The organism is Hymenobacter citatus, from assembly GCF_014333615.1.
GTDB classification, from domain to species: Bacteria; Bacteroidota; Bacteroidia; order Cytophagales; family Hymenobacteraceae; genus Hymenobacter; species Hymenobacter citatus.
On the sequence record NZ_JACSCY010000017.1, the window covers coordinates 82,138 to 100,146 of the forward strand.

General features: G+C 59.8%; 10 protein-coding genes. 2 read left to right on the top strand and 8 right to left on the bottom strand.

The features are described from left to right. Positions 1-192 precede the first annotated feature (192 nt). From pbpC to H8B15_RS17710, 4 genes are all read right to left on the bottom strand, one after another. On the bottom strand, positions 193-2,577 hold the full coding sequence (gene pbpC, locus H8B15_RS17695) for a penicillin-binding protein 1C (protein ID WP_187320977.1): 2,385 nt from the start codon (positions 2,575-2,577) through the stop codon (positions 193-195). Between the two features lie 66 nt (positions 2,578-2,643). Further along, positions 2,644-3,522, bottom strand: a complete 879-nt coding sequence (locus tag H8B15_RS17700) for a hypothetical protein (protein WP_187320978.1) — start codon at positions 3,520-3,522, stop codon at positions 2,644-2,646. A 171-nt stretch (positions 3,523-3,693) separates the two neighbouring features. Then, positions 3,694-4,047 (bottom strand): transposase, encoded by a 354-nt coding sequence (locus H8B15_RS17705; RefSeq protein WP_187320979.1) that lies wholly within the window; start codon positions 4,045-4,047, stop codon positions 3,694-3,696. Positions 4,048-4,380: 333 nt separating this feature from the next. Continuing rightward, positions 4,381-9,939 carry an alpha-2-macroglobulin gene (locus tag H8B15_RS17710; RefSeq protein WP_187320980.1) on the bottom strand — a complete coding sequence of 1,853 codons (5,559 nt, stop codon included), beginning with the start codon at positions 9,937-9,939 and terminating at the stop codon, positions 4,381-4,383. Between the two features lie 112 nt (positions 9,940-10,051). Between H8B15_RS17710 and H8B15_RS17715 the strand changes: the two genes are divergently transcribed. Then, entirely contained in the window at positions 10,052-10,360 is a 309-nt protein-coding gene (locus H8B15_RS17715) for a hypothetical protein (protein ID WP_187320981.1), read from the top strand. 212 nt (positions 10,361-10,572) lie between these two features. On the opposite strand, the gene H8B15_RS17720 is transcribed toward H8B15_RS17715, so the two are convergent. Continuing rightward, positions 10,573-11,169: a Uma2 family endonuclease gene (locus H8B15_RS17720; RefSeq protein ID WP_187320982.1), complete on the bottom strand. Its 597-nt coding sequence runs from the start codon at positions 11,167-11,169 to the stop codon at positions 10,573-10,575. 179 nt (positions 11,170-11,348) lie between these two features. Here H8B15_RS17720 and H8B15_RS17725 point away from each other — a divergent pair, with 179 nt between their 5' ends. Continuing rightward, on the top strand, positions 11,349-11,876 hold the full coding sequence (locus H8B15_RS17725; protein ID WP_187320983.1) for an RBBP9/YdeN family alpha/beta hydrolase: 528 nt from the start codon (positions 11,349-11,351) through the stop codon (positions 11,874-11,876). A 90-nt stretch (positions 11,877-11,966) separates the two neighbouring features. On the opposite strand, the gene H8B15_RS17730 is transcribed toward H8B15_RS17725, so the two are convergent. The 3 genes from H8B15_RS17730 to H8B15_RS17740 all read right to left on the bottom strand — a co-directional run bounded on the left by H8B15_RS17730 (position 11,967) and on the right by H8B15_RS17740 (position 17,773). Next, positions 11,967-13,193, bottom strand: a complete 1,227-nt coding sequence (locus H8B15_RS17730) for a multidrug effflux MFS transporter (protein ID WP_187320984.1) — start codon at positions 13,191-13,193, stop codon at positions 11,967-11,969. 691 nt (positions 13,194-13,884) lie between these two features. Then, on the bottom strand, positions 13,885-15,864 hold the full coding sequence (locus H8B15_RS17735; RefSeq protein ID WP_187320985.1) for a beta-L-arabinofuranosidase domain-containing protein: 1,980 nt from the start codon (positions 15,862-15,864) through the stop codon (positions 13,885-13,887). Positions 15,865-16,039: 175 nt separating this feature from the next. Next, positions 16,040-17,773 carry an arylsulfatase gene (locus H8B15_RS17740; RefSeq protein ID WP_187320986.1) on the bottom strand — a complete coding sequence of 578 codons (1,734 nt, stop codon included), beginning with the start codon at positions 17,771-17,773 and terminating at the stop codon, positions 16,040-16,042. Between the last annotated feature and the right edge of the window lie 236 nt (positions 17,774-18,009).

Genomic DNA, 18,009 nt, shown 5'->3' on the forward strand with positions numbered 1-18,009 from the left:
GCCGAGCTGCGCGGCCTACTCAAAACAGGTTTCGGCGGAGCGCAAGCCCGTTATCTACCTATTTATAGGGGCGAATGTTTTACCCGATGACGTTTTTAGTTTGCAAACACCACTGGATTACAGTGGTTTACATCTGTAATACAGATGGTTACAGTTTGATATTTTTTGTGCCGATGACTCGCGAAGAGAATCTCACAACTCCGTCACCAGCACCTGCACGTCCACGTTGCGGCCGTGGTCGTCGGCGCAGGAGATTTTCAGTGGGCCCGGCGAAGGACGAAAAAACACCCGCTCGGTTGCGCCGGCAGCGCGCAGAAACTGGTCGTTCACGTACCAGTACACTTGGCGCACCTCGCTGTCGGTGGTGCAGCTGAGTAGGAGCTGCTGGTGCTCGTGCGGGTTGAGCACGTACTCGGTGTTGGGTAGGGGCGAGGTGATGGTAGGGGCGCGCTCGGCCCCGCCGCGCACCAGTTGGCACTGCGGATTGTGAGGCGGTAGGCGGCGGTATGGAATACCCTGGGCTTCTTTGTAAGCGGCCACCTCGGGCAGCAAATTGGGGTAGAGCACGCGCCGGTAGCCCGTAGCTGGCGCGCAGGCCCGGCAGTAGGCAAAGGCCCCATCTTCCGACACCAGCACCTCGCGCTGGTGCTGGCAGCGCCGCCCACTGCTCACATTGGGTAGGAAGTAGTCGATAATCTGATTGGGACAATTCTCGCCCGGTACCAGTCCGGTTTCGGCGCACACCAGCCGGAAGTCCAGCGCCGCGGGTGGGGCAAACCAGTTGTTGGGCGAGTTGTACGCCAGTGTATTGAACAGGTCGAACAGTAACGGGGTAGCCACATCGGCGCCCGTGAGCGTCGGGGCGCCCTGCCCGCTGAAGTTGCCTACCCACACGCCAATCGTGAACTCCTTATTATAACCAATGCTCCAGGCGTCGCGGCGGCCGTAGCTGGTGCCGGTTTTCCAGGCAATTTTGGGCAGGCGCAAGCTGCTCGTGGCGTTGATAGGTAGGTCGGGGCGGGTGAGTTGGGAGAGGATGTCAGTGACGAGGAAAGCGGCGGCGGGGGAGACAAGCACCCCACCCCCCGGCCCCCTCCCCTCCGGGAGAGGGGGAGCCAGACGATTTTGTTTTTGCTCACTACGTTCGGCTCCCCCTCTCCCGGAGGGGAGGGGGTCGGGGGGTAGGGTGTACGTAAGCGGGCTATACCTACCCCCATTCGCCAGCGTCGCATACAAGCCCGTCAGTTCCTCTAAACTAGCTCCGCAGCCGCCCAGAATGCTGCTCAGCCCCAGCCGCGCCCGGTTGCGGGTGATGCTGCGGAAGCCGGCTCGTTGCAGCTTCTCGGTGAAGGTAGGCACGCCTACCTCTTGTAGCACCCGCACAGCCGGAATGTTGAGGGAGTAGGCAAGGGCGCGCTCCAGCGTCACCTCGCCCTGGCAGTGCTTGTCGAAGTTCTCGGGGCGGTAGCCCTGGAAATTGGTGGGCACGTCGTGCAGCAGCAGCTTGGGCGTGACCAGGCCGCGGTCTAAGGCCAGCGCATACAGAAACGGCTTGAGCGTGCTGCCCGGCGAGCGAACGGCCATAATGCCGTCGTTCTGGCCCTGGCTGGCAAAGTCGCGAAAATCGGCCGAGCCCACGTAGGCCTCTACCTGCCGGGTGTGGTTGCTGACGACCAGCACAGCGGCCTGCGTGATGCCCAGCTCGTGCAGGCGGCGCACGTAGTTGCGCGTCAGGTCCTCGGCGCGGGCTTGCTGACTGCGCTGCAACGTACTCTGGATGATGGCCTCCCGCGGAAACTGCTGCACCAGTCGCCGCGCTAGGTGCGGTGCCAGGGTAGGGGCGGCATGGCGCCGGGCATCCAGCGGCTCTAGCAGGGCGTCGGCAATGTCTTTCTTCGGAAACAGCCCCTCGCGCCCAAAGCGCCGAAGCCAGCGGTTGCGCTCTTGCAGGATGCGGGCGTTGTCGTGGCCCAGCACGAGGCTGGTAGGACGGTTGGGGATGATGGCCAGCGTGACCGTCTGAGCCAGCGAGAGGTAGTGGGGCGGCTGCTGAAAGTAGAGCAGCGCCGCCGATTTCACGCCTTCAATATTGCCACCATAAGGCACTAGGTTGAGGTAGAGTTGCAAGATTTCGTCCTTGCTGAAGTGCGCCTCCAGTTGCACGGCGCGCAGCATTTCCAGCAGCTTATTGCCAAAAGTGCGCTCCTTCGGCTCCAATAGCCGCGCCACCTGCATGGTAATGGTGCTGGCCCCCGTAGTACGCCCGCGGCCCAGCAGGTTGCGCCCGGCGGCCTGCACTATCGCCAGTGGGTTCACCCCGAAATGGTAGCGGAAATACCGGTCCTCCTTCTCTAATATCGCCTTACGCAGCGCCGGCGTAATGTCCCGCAGTTCCGATTTCATCCGCCACTTCTGCGTGGGGTTGAGGTAGGCGTGCAGCACCGAGCCATCGGCCGCCAGCACCAGAGGAGAATAGCGCGGGGTAGGAGGTAGGGGAAATAGCCAGTCGAGGCCAAGTAGGAGCAGCACCAGCAGCCCCAGGGCCGCGAGGAAGCGTATACCAGTGCGCCGTTTCATGGCTGTAAGATAAATTCTTATGAACGTTGAGCTGGCTTTAAATACTTTTGTACATCAGATAGTTAATTACTCAGTCGGCTTGATATACGTAATATTCTGAGGCGGAAACAGCCGCCGCACCAACTTCTCCAAACGGCCTTGTGTACTCTTGACTCGCTTTTTAATCGGAATTGTGCGGTACTCGAACGTAGCCATAGCAGCTACTTCGTCGGCTATCGACCGTTGATATAGGTGCGATTCCAACAGGAAAGCCGTAATGGCTTCATTCCATTCCTCCTTCGTGCTCCAATAGTGGCCAATGTATGGCGATGCAGCCTGTAACGGCCCCATTTCGGCCAGCGCTACGGAAAGTGCGAATTGCTCAATAAGCCGAGGCGTAACCTGCTGCCGACTCATATCATCACAGATGCGCAGGGCTAAAGCAATGGTTTCGGTGGCTTGCGCAGCTGGAATACCCACAACGCCCGCATTCCACATCGTATGTTGTTCGTGCATTTGAATGCCGCCAAACGTCTGCTGCCGCACTTGCTGCCACATGCGCTGCTCCGTTTTGCTGGGTAGGGTGGCCAGTTTGCCTTCTGCCTCGTGCATAAAGGCTTGTCCATCTGCCAGGGCTGCCTGCATCTGCGGCAGCGAACCGTATAAAAACGTATCTGAATCGAGGTAGAGCAGGGCAGAGCCGGGCCGCTGCTGGGCTACATATTCTAGCGCCTTTATTTTGATACGCCAGAAAAAATCAAACTCGCCTTTCCACTCGCGCAATCTTGTCTCATCAATAGGCAACACAGCTACATGCCCTTGCAAATGGCGATAAAAATCCGGCGCATCTGTCACGACCGTAATACCATTCAGTGCTTTGCTTTGCTGCAAGAAGGAAAGAATAGAAAAATTTGCCTGAAAATGGTTTTTGATATTGGTGCCGAATACGAGGTAGAGTAGGTGCATAGGGTAGGGAAAAACGACGCGCTGTTTTGCTAAGCTGTAGAAACACAACATTTTGTGTCTTCTCGTTATTGATGTTGTTTAAACTGCTGTGGTAGTAGCCTCGTCGTTGCTGATACTGTCACATTGCCGCTGATTTGATTGTGCAACGAGGAGACGCAAGATATTGCGTCTCTATCGGAAAATACTGTCTGGCTTGTCTTTGTCGCGCAACCAGGCAGAAGGATTGCCTGCAACATAGCGTCGTGCTTTTTCCAATTCTTCTTCACTGCGAATTACCCGATCAAAATAACCGCTTTGCCACGCAAACGGAACTTGCTGCTGCGTCGCCCAAACCTTGACACCAACTTTAAAGCCACGCACAACGGACGCCAGATTTTGGCGTTGTGGTCCGAAGAGGCTTTGGCGAGTAGGTTCTGCGTCGGATTTATGAAAGAACAGCATGCCGTGCACATGATCCGGCATCACTACAAAGACATCTGATTCAACAAAAGGAAAATGCTGCGGTATGCTTTGCCAACATTCCATTGCGCGGCGGGCTACTGCCGTTGGGCGTAGAAAAGCGGCATCACCGAGTTGTTGGCCTTGCTGAATTTCACCAAAGTATGGCTGGCGGTTTTGAGTGCAGATGGTAATAAAGTAGATGCCGTTTTGGCTGTAATCGTATCCCGCCCAGCGAGTGGAGGCAACATGCTATTTGTCCTGATAAAGCCCGTCAGACATAAGCGAAGTAGAGACACAACATTTTGTGTCTCGTCGTTGGTGATGTTGTTTATATCGACCCATGTCCGCGCCGTTCAACCAAGCAACATCGCCAACGACGAGATACAAAATGTTGTGCCTCTACCCCCGGCAATAATATCACCGCACCCGCACTACGCCCGCGCCGGAATACGAGTGATACGCGGCGTTGTACATGGCATCAGCACTCACCGGGCCTAGCTTGAACGTGCCTTTAGAAACCGCCCGCGCCAGGTAGTAAAACACCTTCGGCTGAGCGGTAGCCGTGGTAAACAGGTTCAACCGGTCGTCGCGCACGTCGAGGTAGTCGGGTTGAGCGGCGTCTTTCACCCAATCCAAATCGCGCACGGCGCCGATGCGCGGGTTTTCGATTTCCAGGCCGGCGGGCAGTAGGTCCGTGACGGCTACGTTTTCTACCGCGCCGGCCGTTTCGGCGGCTTGCAGGGTGAGGCGCACGACCACCAGGTCGTTTTGCCGGAACGAGGTGCTGCCTACGGGCTGACCGTTGCGGTCCAGGAACTCGCGGCGGATGCGCAGGTATTGGTCTTCCTCGGGCACGCGGCCGGTGGGCGAAATGCCCTCCATCTCCCAGAAGTAGTAGAGCTTGCCGCTACCCTGCGTGCGCAGCATCAGCGGGCGGTTGGCCACATTCGTCACCGACACGTCCTTGCCCGAAAAACTCCCTACCACCTTGCCATCGGCCAGCAGCGCGGCCGTGACGGTGCTGGCGGCGTTGCGCCGGGCCAGCTTGCCCAGGGCGAGCAGCGAAAACGCCCGCTCCTGGGTGTTCAGCCAGCTTGCCTGCTGCACCTGCCGGCTGAGCTGCCGGGCCAGCGGGGCCACCTGCGGGTGGTCGGGGTCGGCGGCGAGGAGGGCGTTGAGTACCAGTGCCTCGTCGCGGATGGGGGAGGAGAACGAGCCGGCTAGCTCGCGGCCGTCGGTGGTTTTGGGGGCGAAGCGGGCGGGCAGGAGCTGCTGGAAGCTGCGCTGGTTGCCGGCCAGGGCAAAGGTGCAAGCCAGCACCCAACGTGCATCCTCGGTGAGCAGGGCGCGGTTGGCCTTGTAGTAGTTCAGCGCCACCGCGTCGGGCTGACCGGCCAGGGCCAGCACGTAGAGGGAGTAGGCGGTTTCGCGCTTGGCCCGCGTTACGGGCTGGATGGCGCCGCCCGTTTGGATGACGTTGTAGGTGTCCGTCTCGCGGCGGCGCACCCGCGCTTGCAGGTAGCGCAGCACCCTATCCAGCACGGTTTCGTTGACCGTGAAGCCGGCTTGCTGGGCTTCGAGCAGGAAGTGGGCGGCGTAGGCCGTAGCCCACCAGTTGTCGTAGTCGCCGCCGGGCCAATAGCTGAGGCTGCCGTTGTACATCTGCTGGGCCTCTACCTTGCGGATGGCCTCCTGTACGTGGTAGTTGGGGTTGTACGGACTCGCCTTTGTGGTCTTACCGGTTTGCTGCCCCAGCGTGGCCGCCAAATCGCCATAATACAGCTGCGGGAAAGCCGCCGACACGGTTTGCTCCAAGCAGCCGTACGGGTACTGCAACAGGTAGCGCAAGTCCTTGGCAAACACCGTCATCGGCGAGCTGCTCACCACCAGCTGGCTCCGCAGCGACGAGGGGATGAAATCCGTTTGCAGCTTCAGCGGCTGCGTCGCGCCACCCGCTACCTCGCCGGAGCCGTTGCGCTTCTGTAAGGGGGAGGCGGGGCGGATGGGGAGTTCGATGGTTTCGCGTAAAATGATTGGAATACCATTTTCCTTTGGGTGGCTCTCAGGGAACACATCAACCTCAATTGGAGCGTTGCCTATCGATTTTGCTGTCAAATGGAAAAGCACGCGTTGTTCCGTATTTGGCTTCAAGCGTATTTGATGACCTTCGGTATGAGCAAGGTAGTCTGCACTCTTGTAGTCAACGTCCCTGTCAAAATCTCCCTTTTTAGCAAATACTTCTGCAAATGCACCTGAGCCTGTATTAAGCACTACCTCTAAAGCCATATTCTTCCCCGTCGTATTCGTCAGCGTCACCGGCACGTCAATCGTGTCGCCGGGGCTGAGGAAGCGGGGTAGGGCGGTGCTGATAACCACCGGATCGGCGACGCGCATCGTGTGCTCGGCCGCGCCGAATGCGTCGTCTTTGTAGGCCACGGCCATCACGCGCACGGCTCCCGAAAACTGCGGAATCCGCACGCGGTAGCGCACTTTGCCGTTGGCATCGGCCGTGAGTACGCCGCTCCACTTAGCCAGGAGCTTCACGCGGCGCGAGGGCACGGGCGTGGTGCGGCGGGAAAGGTCGGCGGCGTCGCCCCCGCTGCTGCTGGTGCCGAGTTCGGGGAGCAGGAAGGGGTATACGTCGTAGGCCTGCACCTCCAGGGCGCGCTTCTGGTAGAAGTAGCCGTGCGGGTCGGGCGTGCGGTAGTCCTTCATCTGCAAAATGCCCTCGTCCACCACGGCCAGCGTCACCTGGGCCTTGGGCGCGGTGCTCACCTCAATGGTCTGGAAGGTTTGGGAGCGGCTCTGCGCGGGCGCTTTGATGCTGACATTCAGCTTCGAGCCGGGCTTCTCTACCATCAGCGGCACGAAGCCGCGGGCCACCGTGAGGGGTAGGCGGTTGTCGCGAATTTCGCGGATGGCCGTGGCCGTCACGTACACGTTAGGCACGTGCCCGGCGCGAATCGGCACGTCTACCTTCGCCGATTTCTCGTCGGTGGTCACGTAGAAGCTGTTCAGCACCCGGTTCCGCTCCACCGTCACCAGCACGCGGCCGGGGAAGGGCGTTTTCAGCAGCAGGTGGGCCGTTTCGCCGGGCTCGTACTTCGGCTTGTCGGGCTCGATGGTCACCTCGCCCTCGTTGTTCACCTCGAAGCTGTTGGCCTGGGTATCGCCGTAGCCGTAGGCGTACACTTGCTGGGCCACGTAGGTAGCCGCCCCCGGCCGCCCTACCCGGATTTCGTACTCGCCGGAGTAGGTAGGGGCGAAGCGCACCGTCTTGCCGCCGCTCGCGCCTACCGAAACCTGCTGACTGGAAACCACTTGCTCGCGCTTCTGCGAGTTGTAGATGTAGCGGCCGCCCTGGCGCTCAATCACGGTTTCCCAGAGCAGGCGCACCACCTGCACCCGCGCCGGCGCACTGGTAGGCCGGCCGCCAGGTGTGAGGGCCACCACCTGCACCGGCACGGCCTCGCGGGTGCTCACCAGCTCCGGCAGCTCCTTGATGCCAAACAGCACCGGCTGCGTCTGCACCTCGAAGGTAGCGAGGCGGTTCACCGGGCGGCCGGTTTCGTCGAATACCGTGGCAAAGGCCGCGCCTTCCAGCGTGCCCAGGTCGGTGTAGTCGGGCACCTGGTAGGGGGCGGTGCCGCGGCCGGCGGCGTCGGTGGTGCCTTCGCGCAGGGTCTTCTCGAAGCGGGCCGAAATGGGCGTTGTAGTCTGGCTGCCGTAGGCGCCGCGCTGCTTCTCGCCGCTGTTGAGGACGAAGGTGTAATCGGCGTAATTCTTCGGGTTGAAGGGCTTTTCTTTCAGCGAAAACTCCACCTCAAACTTGCGGTCGGCGGCGGGTGGGCCGAACAGGTTTTGCGCCGTAATGAGGGCCGAAACCGGCTGGCCCGGCTTCACCACGGCCCGCGAGGCCTTCACCATCACCTTCAGTCTATCCGGAATAAATTCTTCCACGCTCAGCTGGCGCGAGGTCAGCAGCACGTCGTTGCCGGTGAGGACTTCCAGCGTGTAGAGGCCGGTCATGATGCTGGGCGGCAGGATAAACCGCGCCTCAAACGCCCCCGCCGCCGACAGCTGCTGGCGCAAGCTCGCGTACTCCTTGCCCGTGGGTAGGAGCAGCCGAATCTTGACGGGCAGGTTTTTGGGCGGCGTCTGCCAGGTTTCGGTCCGGATAATGGTGTTCGTGCGGATGGTGTCGCCGGGGCGGTACAGGTCCCGGTCGCCGTACAGGAAGGCTTGGTAGCGCGCGGCGTTGCTCTGCAAGCCCCCTACCTCAAACCGCGACGTTTCCACGCGGCTCCGGCTCAAATCCAGAAACGTGAAATCGGCCTGGCGCTGCGCCATCACCATGCCCAGCCGGAACCGACTGGTAGCGGCCGTGCTGTCGAATTTCGCCACGCCGTCGGCGTTGGTGGTGCCGGTGCCCATCACCTGGTTGTTGCTGCTCACAAAGCGCACCGCCACGCCCGAAAGCGGCTTGGCGTCGCGGATGGAGTTGGCAAACACCAGCGTGCTGCCCGCCGCGCCCTGCTTCACAATCAGGCCGATATCCGTGACGGCCACCAGCTTGCTCACTTGCAGCCACTGCCGCTCGGTGTCCTGTATCTTGATGATGTAGAGGCCTTTGAGGCCGTCGGTAAACTCCAGCTCTTTCAGGCTGAGGTTGAGCAAGCGCAAGCCCTGCTGCTTGGGCAGCCCCGCCACCGTGTAGGTGCGCTCCGACAGCACGTTGCCCAAGTTCTCCACGTCGTAATACTGGTAGGAGCGGTCGATGTACTCGCCGTTGTCGTCCGTGTTTTCTTCTTCCGAATCGGGGTCGTACTCGGGGTAGCCGTACTGGGTGCCGCTGCGCAACAGCTGCTGAATGTTGTTGGCGTAGACCTTGGCAATGGTCACCTTCACCTGCGCCACCTCGTTGATGCGCACGCCCAGGTTGCGGGCGCCCAGCGCGTCGAGGTACAGGGCCTTCTCGCCGCTGGCAAAGCTGATGGTGGGCCGCTCGTCGCCGAAGCTCACCGTCTGGGTCACGTCCTCGCCGAGCTGCCCGCCCAACGTGCCGCGCAAGCCGCTCCCGATGCGCACCTGGTAGCTCTTGCCGACCTCAAACCCACCCTTCAGCGTGAAGCCGCCCTCCTGCGTTTCCACCGCAAACGGCACCTGCGGCGACACGGCCACGGCCGCGCTCAGGTCGCCCTCGGCCACCGGCTGGTTAGTGCGCACCGTCACCACCGGGTCGGCGCCCTGCAAGCGGCCCGACACGCTGCTCACGGCCAGCGCCTGCGGGTCGGGCACGTCCACGGGGAGGGTGAAATCCTGGGTGGTAGGCTGGTCGCTGCCGGCGGCACGCAGGCCGGCCGCCAGCGCCACCGTGAGCGGGGAACCGGGCCGCACGTCCTGCATAAGGCCGAGCTGGATGGTTTGGTCGGGCTCGGTGGTCAGCACCTCGAAGGCCACCGGCTGCCCGTCCTGCGTCAGGCGCAGGAGGGGCCGCACGTCGGTGGGCCGCACGGCGTAGTTGAAGGGCACATCCAGGCGCAGCTCGGCGGTGCCCGCCGCCCGGCGCGAGCGGCCCCAAAACGCCTGCACCGTGCCCGGCTGGAGGTAGGGCGTGTGAAACACGCGGCGGTTCTCGGGCAGCTTGGTATCCCGTTTATCATCGGGTAGGGCCTGCGCCCGCAGCGTCACCCGGAACGTCGTGCTGGGCCGAAATGGCGTGAGCGGCGAGAAAATTAGCTCCCGGTCGTTGGCCCACTTGAACTTGCCCCGCACCGCCGGCTCAAATGTGACCACCTGCACGGTATCCCAGCGGTCCTGCCGCTCCGGCCCCACCATCGCCCGGTCAAACTCAAACACCAGGTTCTGGTACGGGTCGATTTCTTCGCCGTTGGGGTCAGTCGGGGAGGTGGTTTTCGAGCAGGCGCACAATAGCAGCAGCAGCCACAGCAGCGGCAAGCGGGGTAGGCGGGGCATTGCGGGGATAGGATAGTTGGATAGAGGGGGTAAGGTATAGAAAACGATAGTTTGTATTAACTTTTATATATGTTTAATTCAAAAATTTGAGATGAGCGAAATAACTAACTTGATGATTACCTTCTCTGTTGATGAAGATGAACAAACAATTATCAAAACGCTCCGAGAGTTTACTTATAGAAATCTTCCTTTCAATATCATGTCTGTAGAAGACGAAAGCTTGCCTAAAGCATGGTATGGAGGTACTAAATACCTTGAGTGTAATATATTACTAGGCGCTTTCAATCATCTTGATATAAAGCCATTAGTAGCTTATATGAGAGGTATGGTTTGGGAAAGACCGGAGGATGTGCAAATGATTATTAAGAGACAGTGGGAATCTAAGTTTCGAATAATTGATGTATTTCCAGAGGATCAATAATTAGGTTAGAGCGACGCAAATTCAGTTCATGATTAGTGCGAGTTTGGTGTATTGCAATTCATGTTTTGCCTTGACGATGAGGTTATTCCTTATCTGCCGCGCAGCTACAAAATGTAATTGTGCCACTCAAACTTCATCGTTCTTCCAAAGGCGCAGCCTCTCGGTATAGTCTGCACGAGTGACGCTGCGCTACACCCGCGCCAGCATGCTACCTACACCCCCTCAAACACCTCATCCCATTCCAAACTAAACCCCAGCAGCGTGTGCACCGGAATGGGGCCGGGCTGGTAGAACTCGCCGCGCAGTTGGTAGCGGCCATCGGTCAGCACGTAGGCGGCCACGTTCTTCTCGTCAGGAAAAACAATCCAGTACTCGCCCACGCCGTTTTCCTCGTAGAGGTCGAATTTCACGCGAATATCGTGGGTAGCGTTGCCGGGCGAGAGGATTTCAATGATCCAGTCGGGGGCGCCTGCGCAGCCCTTGGCATCTACTTTCGCCGGGTCGCAAATAACGCAGATGTCGGGCTGCACTACGGTAGCAATGCCACTGTCCCCGTTGGGAGTGACGTTGTTCAGGCGCACATCAAACGGTGCCACATAGGGTCGGCACGCACGGCCCCGTAAAGTATACTTCAACGCCGCCGAGATATTTAATAGGATATCCTGGTGCACTACTCGCGGCGCGGGGCTCATGCGGCTGACCTTGCCTTTAATTAGCTCCACAAACTCGTCGAACTGCCATGTCAGGTAGTCGGCGTAAGTGTAACGCTTGCTAAGGTCGAGTTGGGAAAGGCTGGTGATGGGCGGCATAACGACGAGGGCTAGATAGCTGCTTAAAGATACGCAGAAGCTACTGCAGCAGCAGAAACGCTAATTCATTAGCGGCTGTCAGGCTGGGCATGCTATGCTAAACTCGCGTCAGCTACCTTGCTCCACGCTGGCGTAACGTACACAGCAAGCGCCTACCTTCGCCAGACAACCACTTCCTCATGGCTACTACCCTTCTCACCGTACCCGGACTAGGCGGCTCCGGCCCCACGCACTGGCAAACCCTGTGGGAGCAGCAGTACGGCTACCGGCGCGTGCAGCAGCCCGATTGGGACCATCCTGTTTGCTCCGAGTGGGTACAAACCCTTGACGCCGCTGTGGCTGCCGCTGGCTCCCAGGTGGTGCTGGTGGCGCATAGCTTAGCCTGTGCTACGGTAGCGCATTGGGCAGCCACTACCCGTCACCAACTACAAGGCGCGTTGCTCGTAGCGCCGGCTGATGTCGACCGGCCCGACTTTCCACCCGAAGTGATAGGCTTTGCGCCTATGCCGCTGGCACGCTTGCCGTTTCCCAGCACCGTAGTAGCCAGTACCGATGACCGATACGTCAGTCTGGCCAGAGCCCAGCAGTTTGCCGATGCCTGGGGTAGTCGGTGTGTGAACGTGGGTGCGCTCGGGCATTTGAACTCCGAATCGGGGTTGGGGCTGTGGCCGCAGGTGCATCAGTTGCTTCGGGAGTTGTTGGGGTAGGAGTAGCACAAGCGGTTGGGTTGTCAAATGCTATGTAACACCTAGGTAGTAAGCTGCCCGAACTCCTGTCCCACGATGAAACCTATACGGCTAGTGCATAGCCCCGCCCACGCCAGGGGTAGCCGCCACAAGGTGCGTTACCCGCTGCCTACCCACCAACAATAGCAGCAGCGCCAGCAGAGAAGCACCGGCCATGAGAGCCACCATCGGCACTGCAGAGCGTGCGTCGAACAGGCTCACGCCCAACGACGCGAGGGCGCCCGCGCCCATCTGTAGGGCCCCCATGAGGGCGGCGGCACTGCCCGCGTGGCGGGTGAACGGAGCCAAGGACAGCGCCGACGTGTTGGGGCTGGTGAAACCCAGGCAACCCAAAAAGACGAATAGTAAGGCGACCATGCCGCCCAGGCCCAGTACCCCCGCGCTGGTCAGGCCGAGCAAGACCACCGTGGTCAGCAGCTGACAGATCAGAGCAACCAACACAATTTGCTCGCTCTGGTAGCGGCGCAATAGCAGGCTGTTGATTTGGCTGGCTCCAATAAGTCCAACGGAGAGAAAGGCGAAAATCCACCCGTATACCTTGCCCTCAACGTGATACAGGCCCATAAATACCAGCGGCGAGCCCGACACGTAGGCAAATAAGCCACTAAACGACACGGCTCCGGTCAGTGCGTACGTGGCGAACTGAGGTTCGCGCAGTACGGTCCAGAAGTTGGTCAGGATGGGCCGTGGCCGCAGCGAGAGGGTGGTGTCGGGGGTGTAGCCATTGGGTAGCCACAGGAAAGAAGCCAGCAGCAGCAGGCCCCCCAGTGCGCCCAGCGCCAGAAAGACGGCCTGCCAGCCGTAGGCCGCCGTCACGTAGCCCCCAAGGGTAGGTGCTAACAGCGGCGAAACGCTCAGTACCAGCATCAGCAGGGCAAAGACCTTGGCGTTTTCCTTAACGGGAAACAAGTCCCGCACCATGGCTACCGACGCTACGGCTGCCGCGCAGCTACCAATGGCCTGCACAAAGCGCAAGGCAATGAGCGTTTCGATACGATGAACCGCTAGGCAGCTCAGCGAGGCCACTACGTAGAGTGCCAGCCCAAAGTACAGCGGTTTTTTGCGTCCGAACCGGTCCAGCAGGGGGCCGTAGAGCAGTTGGCCCGCCGAGATGCCGATAAAAAAGCTCGACAGTGAAAGCGCTACCTGCGGCACACTGGTGTGCAGGTCTTGCGCAATGGCCGGAAAACCCGGTAGATACATATCAATGGAGAAGGGCCCCAAAGCCGTGAGGGCACCCAGAATGAGGATGAGAAAGAAATACCGCTGAGTGGTCATGAAATAGCCAGAAAACACTGCTGGGCGCGCCGCCAGCAGGACATGAGAACAGAAAAAGAAGGAACACGGATGTAGCCTTAACAGAAAGGGCCAGGAGGTAATCCGCGGTGGCAGATTGCTCCTGGCCCTTCCTGTTTCGTTACATCTGTTTCGGAAGTCGTCAGGCCATCATGCTTGATGTAGCGTCCGCTTGACGGTCCTTTTGTATTGTGGTTGAAAGCCTCTTAAATAGCTTTGCTACAACAAATGTAATGGCCTACGTGCTTATTGTCACCACGTAGTTCTCCCTCTTACGCTTGCCCGCATTGAGCAAGCGTAGCGCCTTTCACAAGTAAAACCGCACGGCAACCTGTGGAAACCAGGCCGTTTTACTTGTGAAAAGAAAGAGGGGACTGTAGGCTTTTCTTGAGCTCTGCTGCCGCTAAAATCTGTGCTTTGTGGGTTCTGGGCGCTACCGCAGCCATGCCGAATCACTCGCGCGTAACACCCTCACGGCACCTTTGCTGTGCCCCAGATACTGGCTGCTTTCAGCCTGTTGGCGTACTCTCGGTCTTCGCTCTGGAGTGGGTTGATTATAGCGTTGATGACGGTAGCCGGGGGTAGACCAGTTAGGCTGTAGTAGGCATAAGGCACTCCCTGTACTACCAAATGGTGTTCGGCGGGCTACTACCGTGAATTCCATAGGCTAAGATTACGGGCGCACCACCGGAAACGACGTAATCCGCAGATTGGTGGCACCGTACGGAATGAGCGTGAGCGTTTCGGGGGTAGCACCAGCGGGCTTAGCCACCGGACTGGCCGGCGGCGGACCAGCCGAGTTCTGCTCCATCTGCCACTGGGGTAGGCGCACGCCCTGCACGCGCAGCTCCATGGGGGCGCCATCGGGCGAAAACACCACGCCGGTAGTCGGGCGCTCCTGCACCTGGAACGCGGTGGCGGGGATAGCCGGGGGTAGGAGCAAGCCGTAGTTCCAGGGCGTGGTGGCCCGCACCGTGTAATCATCAGCCTGGTTGGGCCGGTCGCGCAGCTTGTCCCACTGCTCACCCAGCTTCAGCCCGTACACCAGCGGCCCACGCTCCACCGATACCGACTGGTTGTAACCCGGCTGCACGCGCACATCCATGGGTAGGCGCAGCTCCACCACGTCGCCCTGCTGCCAGCGGCGCTTCAGTTGGTAAAAGGTGCCAGCCTTGGGGGCGTCGGCCACGGCTTTACCATTCACGGTCACCATCGCCTTATCAGCCCAGGCCGGAATGCGCAGGCGTAGCGGGAAAGTTGCTTTCTTGCTGGATTTTGACACTAGAAACCGAATAGTTTCGCGGAAGGGGTAGTCGGTTTCCTCGCGGATGGTGACGTCCGTTTTGCCTACCCTGGTGGTTAGCTCGCTGGGCGCGTAGGCCGCGGCCACCAGGCCGCCGTCGGGCGAGGCCATCCAGAGGTTGGCCGCAAACTTGGGCCAGCCCTGGTGCATGTTGGCCGTGCAGCACCCAAACCACGGTTCCAAACCGTACACGTTGGAGTCGTCGCCGTTGGTGGACCATTGCCGCTTGGCCTTGTTCACCAGCACCTGGTTGGGCTGCTGGTCGTACTGGTGCGCCCACATGGTGGGGTCGAAGGTGGCGGGTAGGGCGTTGAAGGTGATTTTCTCCAGCCGGTCGCCAAACTGCGGGTCGCCGAGCAGGGCCAGCAGCTGCTCGTACGAGTACTGCGCCTCTACCACCGCGCACAGCTCGATGCCCTGCGACGGGCTGCGGCCCGAGAAGTGTTCGTCGCCGCTGTATAGGCCGTTGGGCAGGCCGTGGTACTGGTCCAGCACCTTGATTTGCTGGTAGATGCTCTGGCGGTCGGCGGCGGTGCCGCCCGTCATACCCCAGAGTACGGGCATCTTCAAGGCCATAGCGTTGTTTACGCCATGAGCCTGCAACGATTTGTCGGTCAAGCCTTTCGATAAGCCCAGGCTTTCCGTCGACGTTGGCTCCGTGAAGGGAAACTGCGCGTACATCTGCTGCCAGTTGTACCCTTGGCCAGCCAGCTGCTGAGCCAACGTCAGGAGCTGCGGATTTTTGGTCTTTTCGTACACCCACCGAATGGGCAGCAGTTCCTCGGCCCAACGATATTTCGCCCACTCGTGCAGCGGATTGGCTGCCAGCTGCCTGCTCTGATAGGCGAAATACCGCTCCATAAACGGCACCACGCGTTGGTCTCCGGTGGCTTCCTGGTACTGCATCAGGCTTTTGAGCACCAACATGTTGGGCCACCAGTCGTTGTTTTTCACCGGGCCAATGGCTCCATCGGGGCGCTGGCTTTGCAGGGTCCAGTCAATCCACTTTTGGGCCTTGGCTTTCAGGGTAGGGTCGTCGAGGAGGTAGGCCAGGGGTAGCAGGCCGTCGAGGTAGTAGGGGCCCCGCTCCCAGCCCTCGCCCGAGCCGCCCAGCCAGGCGCTGTTCGGCCCCACGTCGGCCCAAAACTCATCCAAATGGCCTGTCAGCCCATCGGCCTGAATGCGCAGTTGGCGCTGGAGCCAACCCGCGGGCCGCACCGCGCCCAGCGGTAGCGTCTGGAAAGCGCTGGGGTGGAAAGCGGCGTTTTCGGTGGCAGCAGGTGTTTGCGCCGGACTACCCAGCGGCAGCAGGAGTGCCAGCGGAAAGGCGAAGCGGAAGCGGGGAATCATAGTGGAAAGAGCGTAGGTGGGAGAAAGAGCGCACAGTGCTGTGTGGGGTAGTCCGGCGCAATATTTTGTGTCTCGTCGTTGAACGACTTACGTTCCTGTCAGCCAAGCAAACAGCTTCAACATCAGCAACGACGAGACACAACATTTTGTGTCTCTACCCCGCCGACCGCCAGGGTTACTGCTGGGCCGTAGGTTTCGGAAATACCTGGTACTGTTCTGCCAATTGCTGCCAGCGCTGGCTCATGGCGGCTACGCGGTCGGGGTATTGGGTGGCCAGGTTCTTAGTTTCGGAGCGGTTGGTTTTGAGGTCGTATAGCTCCCAGGGGTCGTTGGCGCCCAGGCGCACAATCTTCCAGTCCTGCTGCCGGAAAGCGGCCGCACCGAAATGCTCCCAGAACAGCTCCGGGTGCAGGCGCTGAGCGGGCGCCTTGGCCGAGGTAAGCAGCGGCACAAAGCTTTTGCCAGGGGTAGGCGTGATGGTGCGCCCCGCAAAGGTGCTGGGGTAGGAGGCCTTGGCCACATCCAGGAACGTGCTCATCATATCTATCACGTGCAGAGGCTCGCGCACCAGGCGGCCGGGCTGCTGCACGCCCTGGGGCCAATGCACAATCAGGGGGGTAGCAATGCCGCCCTCGTGCTGCTTGGCCTTGTAGTAGCGAAACGGTGTATTGATGCTGTGCGCCCACACCGTGCCAATGCCGGCGTGCACCAGCTGGCCATTGGGCAGCACCTCTTTGTTCTTCGGAAACGCTACCGGTTGCCCCGCGCGGGTGCTGCCGGCCCGGTCGAAGCCGGGACCATACTCGGTGGGGTCCTCCGGGCTGGCACCGTTGTCGGACAAAAACAGGATGACAGTGTTATCGAGCTGCTTGGTGCGTCTCAGTTCTGCAATGAGGTGGCCGATATTCTGGTCCATGCGGTCGACCATGGCGGCGTGCACAGCCATGGCGTGCGCGTCCCAGTCCTTGGTAGGGTTGGTGGCCCAATCCTTCTTCGGAAACATAAACTCCGGCAGCGGCGTGGTGGCCGCGTCAAACAGCTTTAGGTCGATGATGCGCTTATAACGGCTTTGGCGCAGGGCCTGCCAGCCGTTTTTGTAGGTGTTTTCGTATTTCTTGATGTCCTCGGGCAAGGCCTGAATAGGCCAGTGCGGAGCCGTGTAGGCCACGTACATGAAGAAGGGCTTATCGGCCTGCTTGCCAAACTGCCGCACAAACGACACGGCCGTATCGCCAATGGCATTGGTGTAGTAGAAATCCTTCGGCACCGTTTTCACCGGCTTATCACCATACACCAGGCTAAACGGATCGAAGTAGTCGACCACGCCCCAAATGGTGCCATAGAACTTCTCGAAGCCGCGGGCCGTGGGGTAGGTAGTGGGGTCCGAAAAGGGGCTGTAATCGGCCTGGTGGGCCAGCCACTTCAGCTGCTCGTCCTTGTCTTTGCGTTCCACCGTCTCCGAAATGTGCCACTTGCCTACCATGCCCGTTTGGTAGCCTGCCGCGCGCAGGGCCTCGGCAATGGTCACGGTATGCTTGTCCAGCGTGCCCTGGTAGCCGGACTTGCCCTCGGCAAAGGTCATTTTACCAATGCCTGCCTGGTGCGGATACAGGCCCGTGAGCATGGAGGCGCGGGTAGGGCAGCACCGCCCTGTGTTGTAGCAGGCGTTGAACCGCAGCCCATCCTTGGCAAGCTTGTCGAGGTTAGGTGTCTTAATCTCACCACCGTAGCAGCCCAGGTCCGAGTAGCCCAGGTCGTCGGCCATGATGAGGATAATGTTGGGTCGCTTGGCGGTTTGGGTAGGAGGCCGTGTGAAGGCCATAGAGCCCAGCAGTACCACCAACGCCAGCGCCGTACTCACGGCGTGGTAGGCGTAGCGCCCGGTGTTTTTAGTTGATACAGGAAACATACGGTTGATAGATAAATGATACGCAAGCCTGCTGCGGCCAATGTCGTTAGCTCCAGTATTTCAGACGAAGCTGTGTCCAAGCTAAATCATTTTAGTATATTGAGGATGATGACTATAAAGATTTGCACAAGAATCTGTGTAGGAAGTTATCAGACCGTCATGCTCCATCTAGCGTCCGCCTGTAGAAGCATGATAGTCAAATTTGAATTGCTAGACTTCCTACACAGATTCCAAAT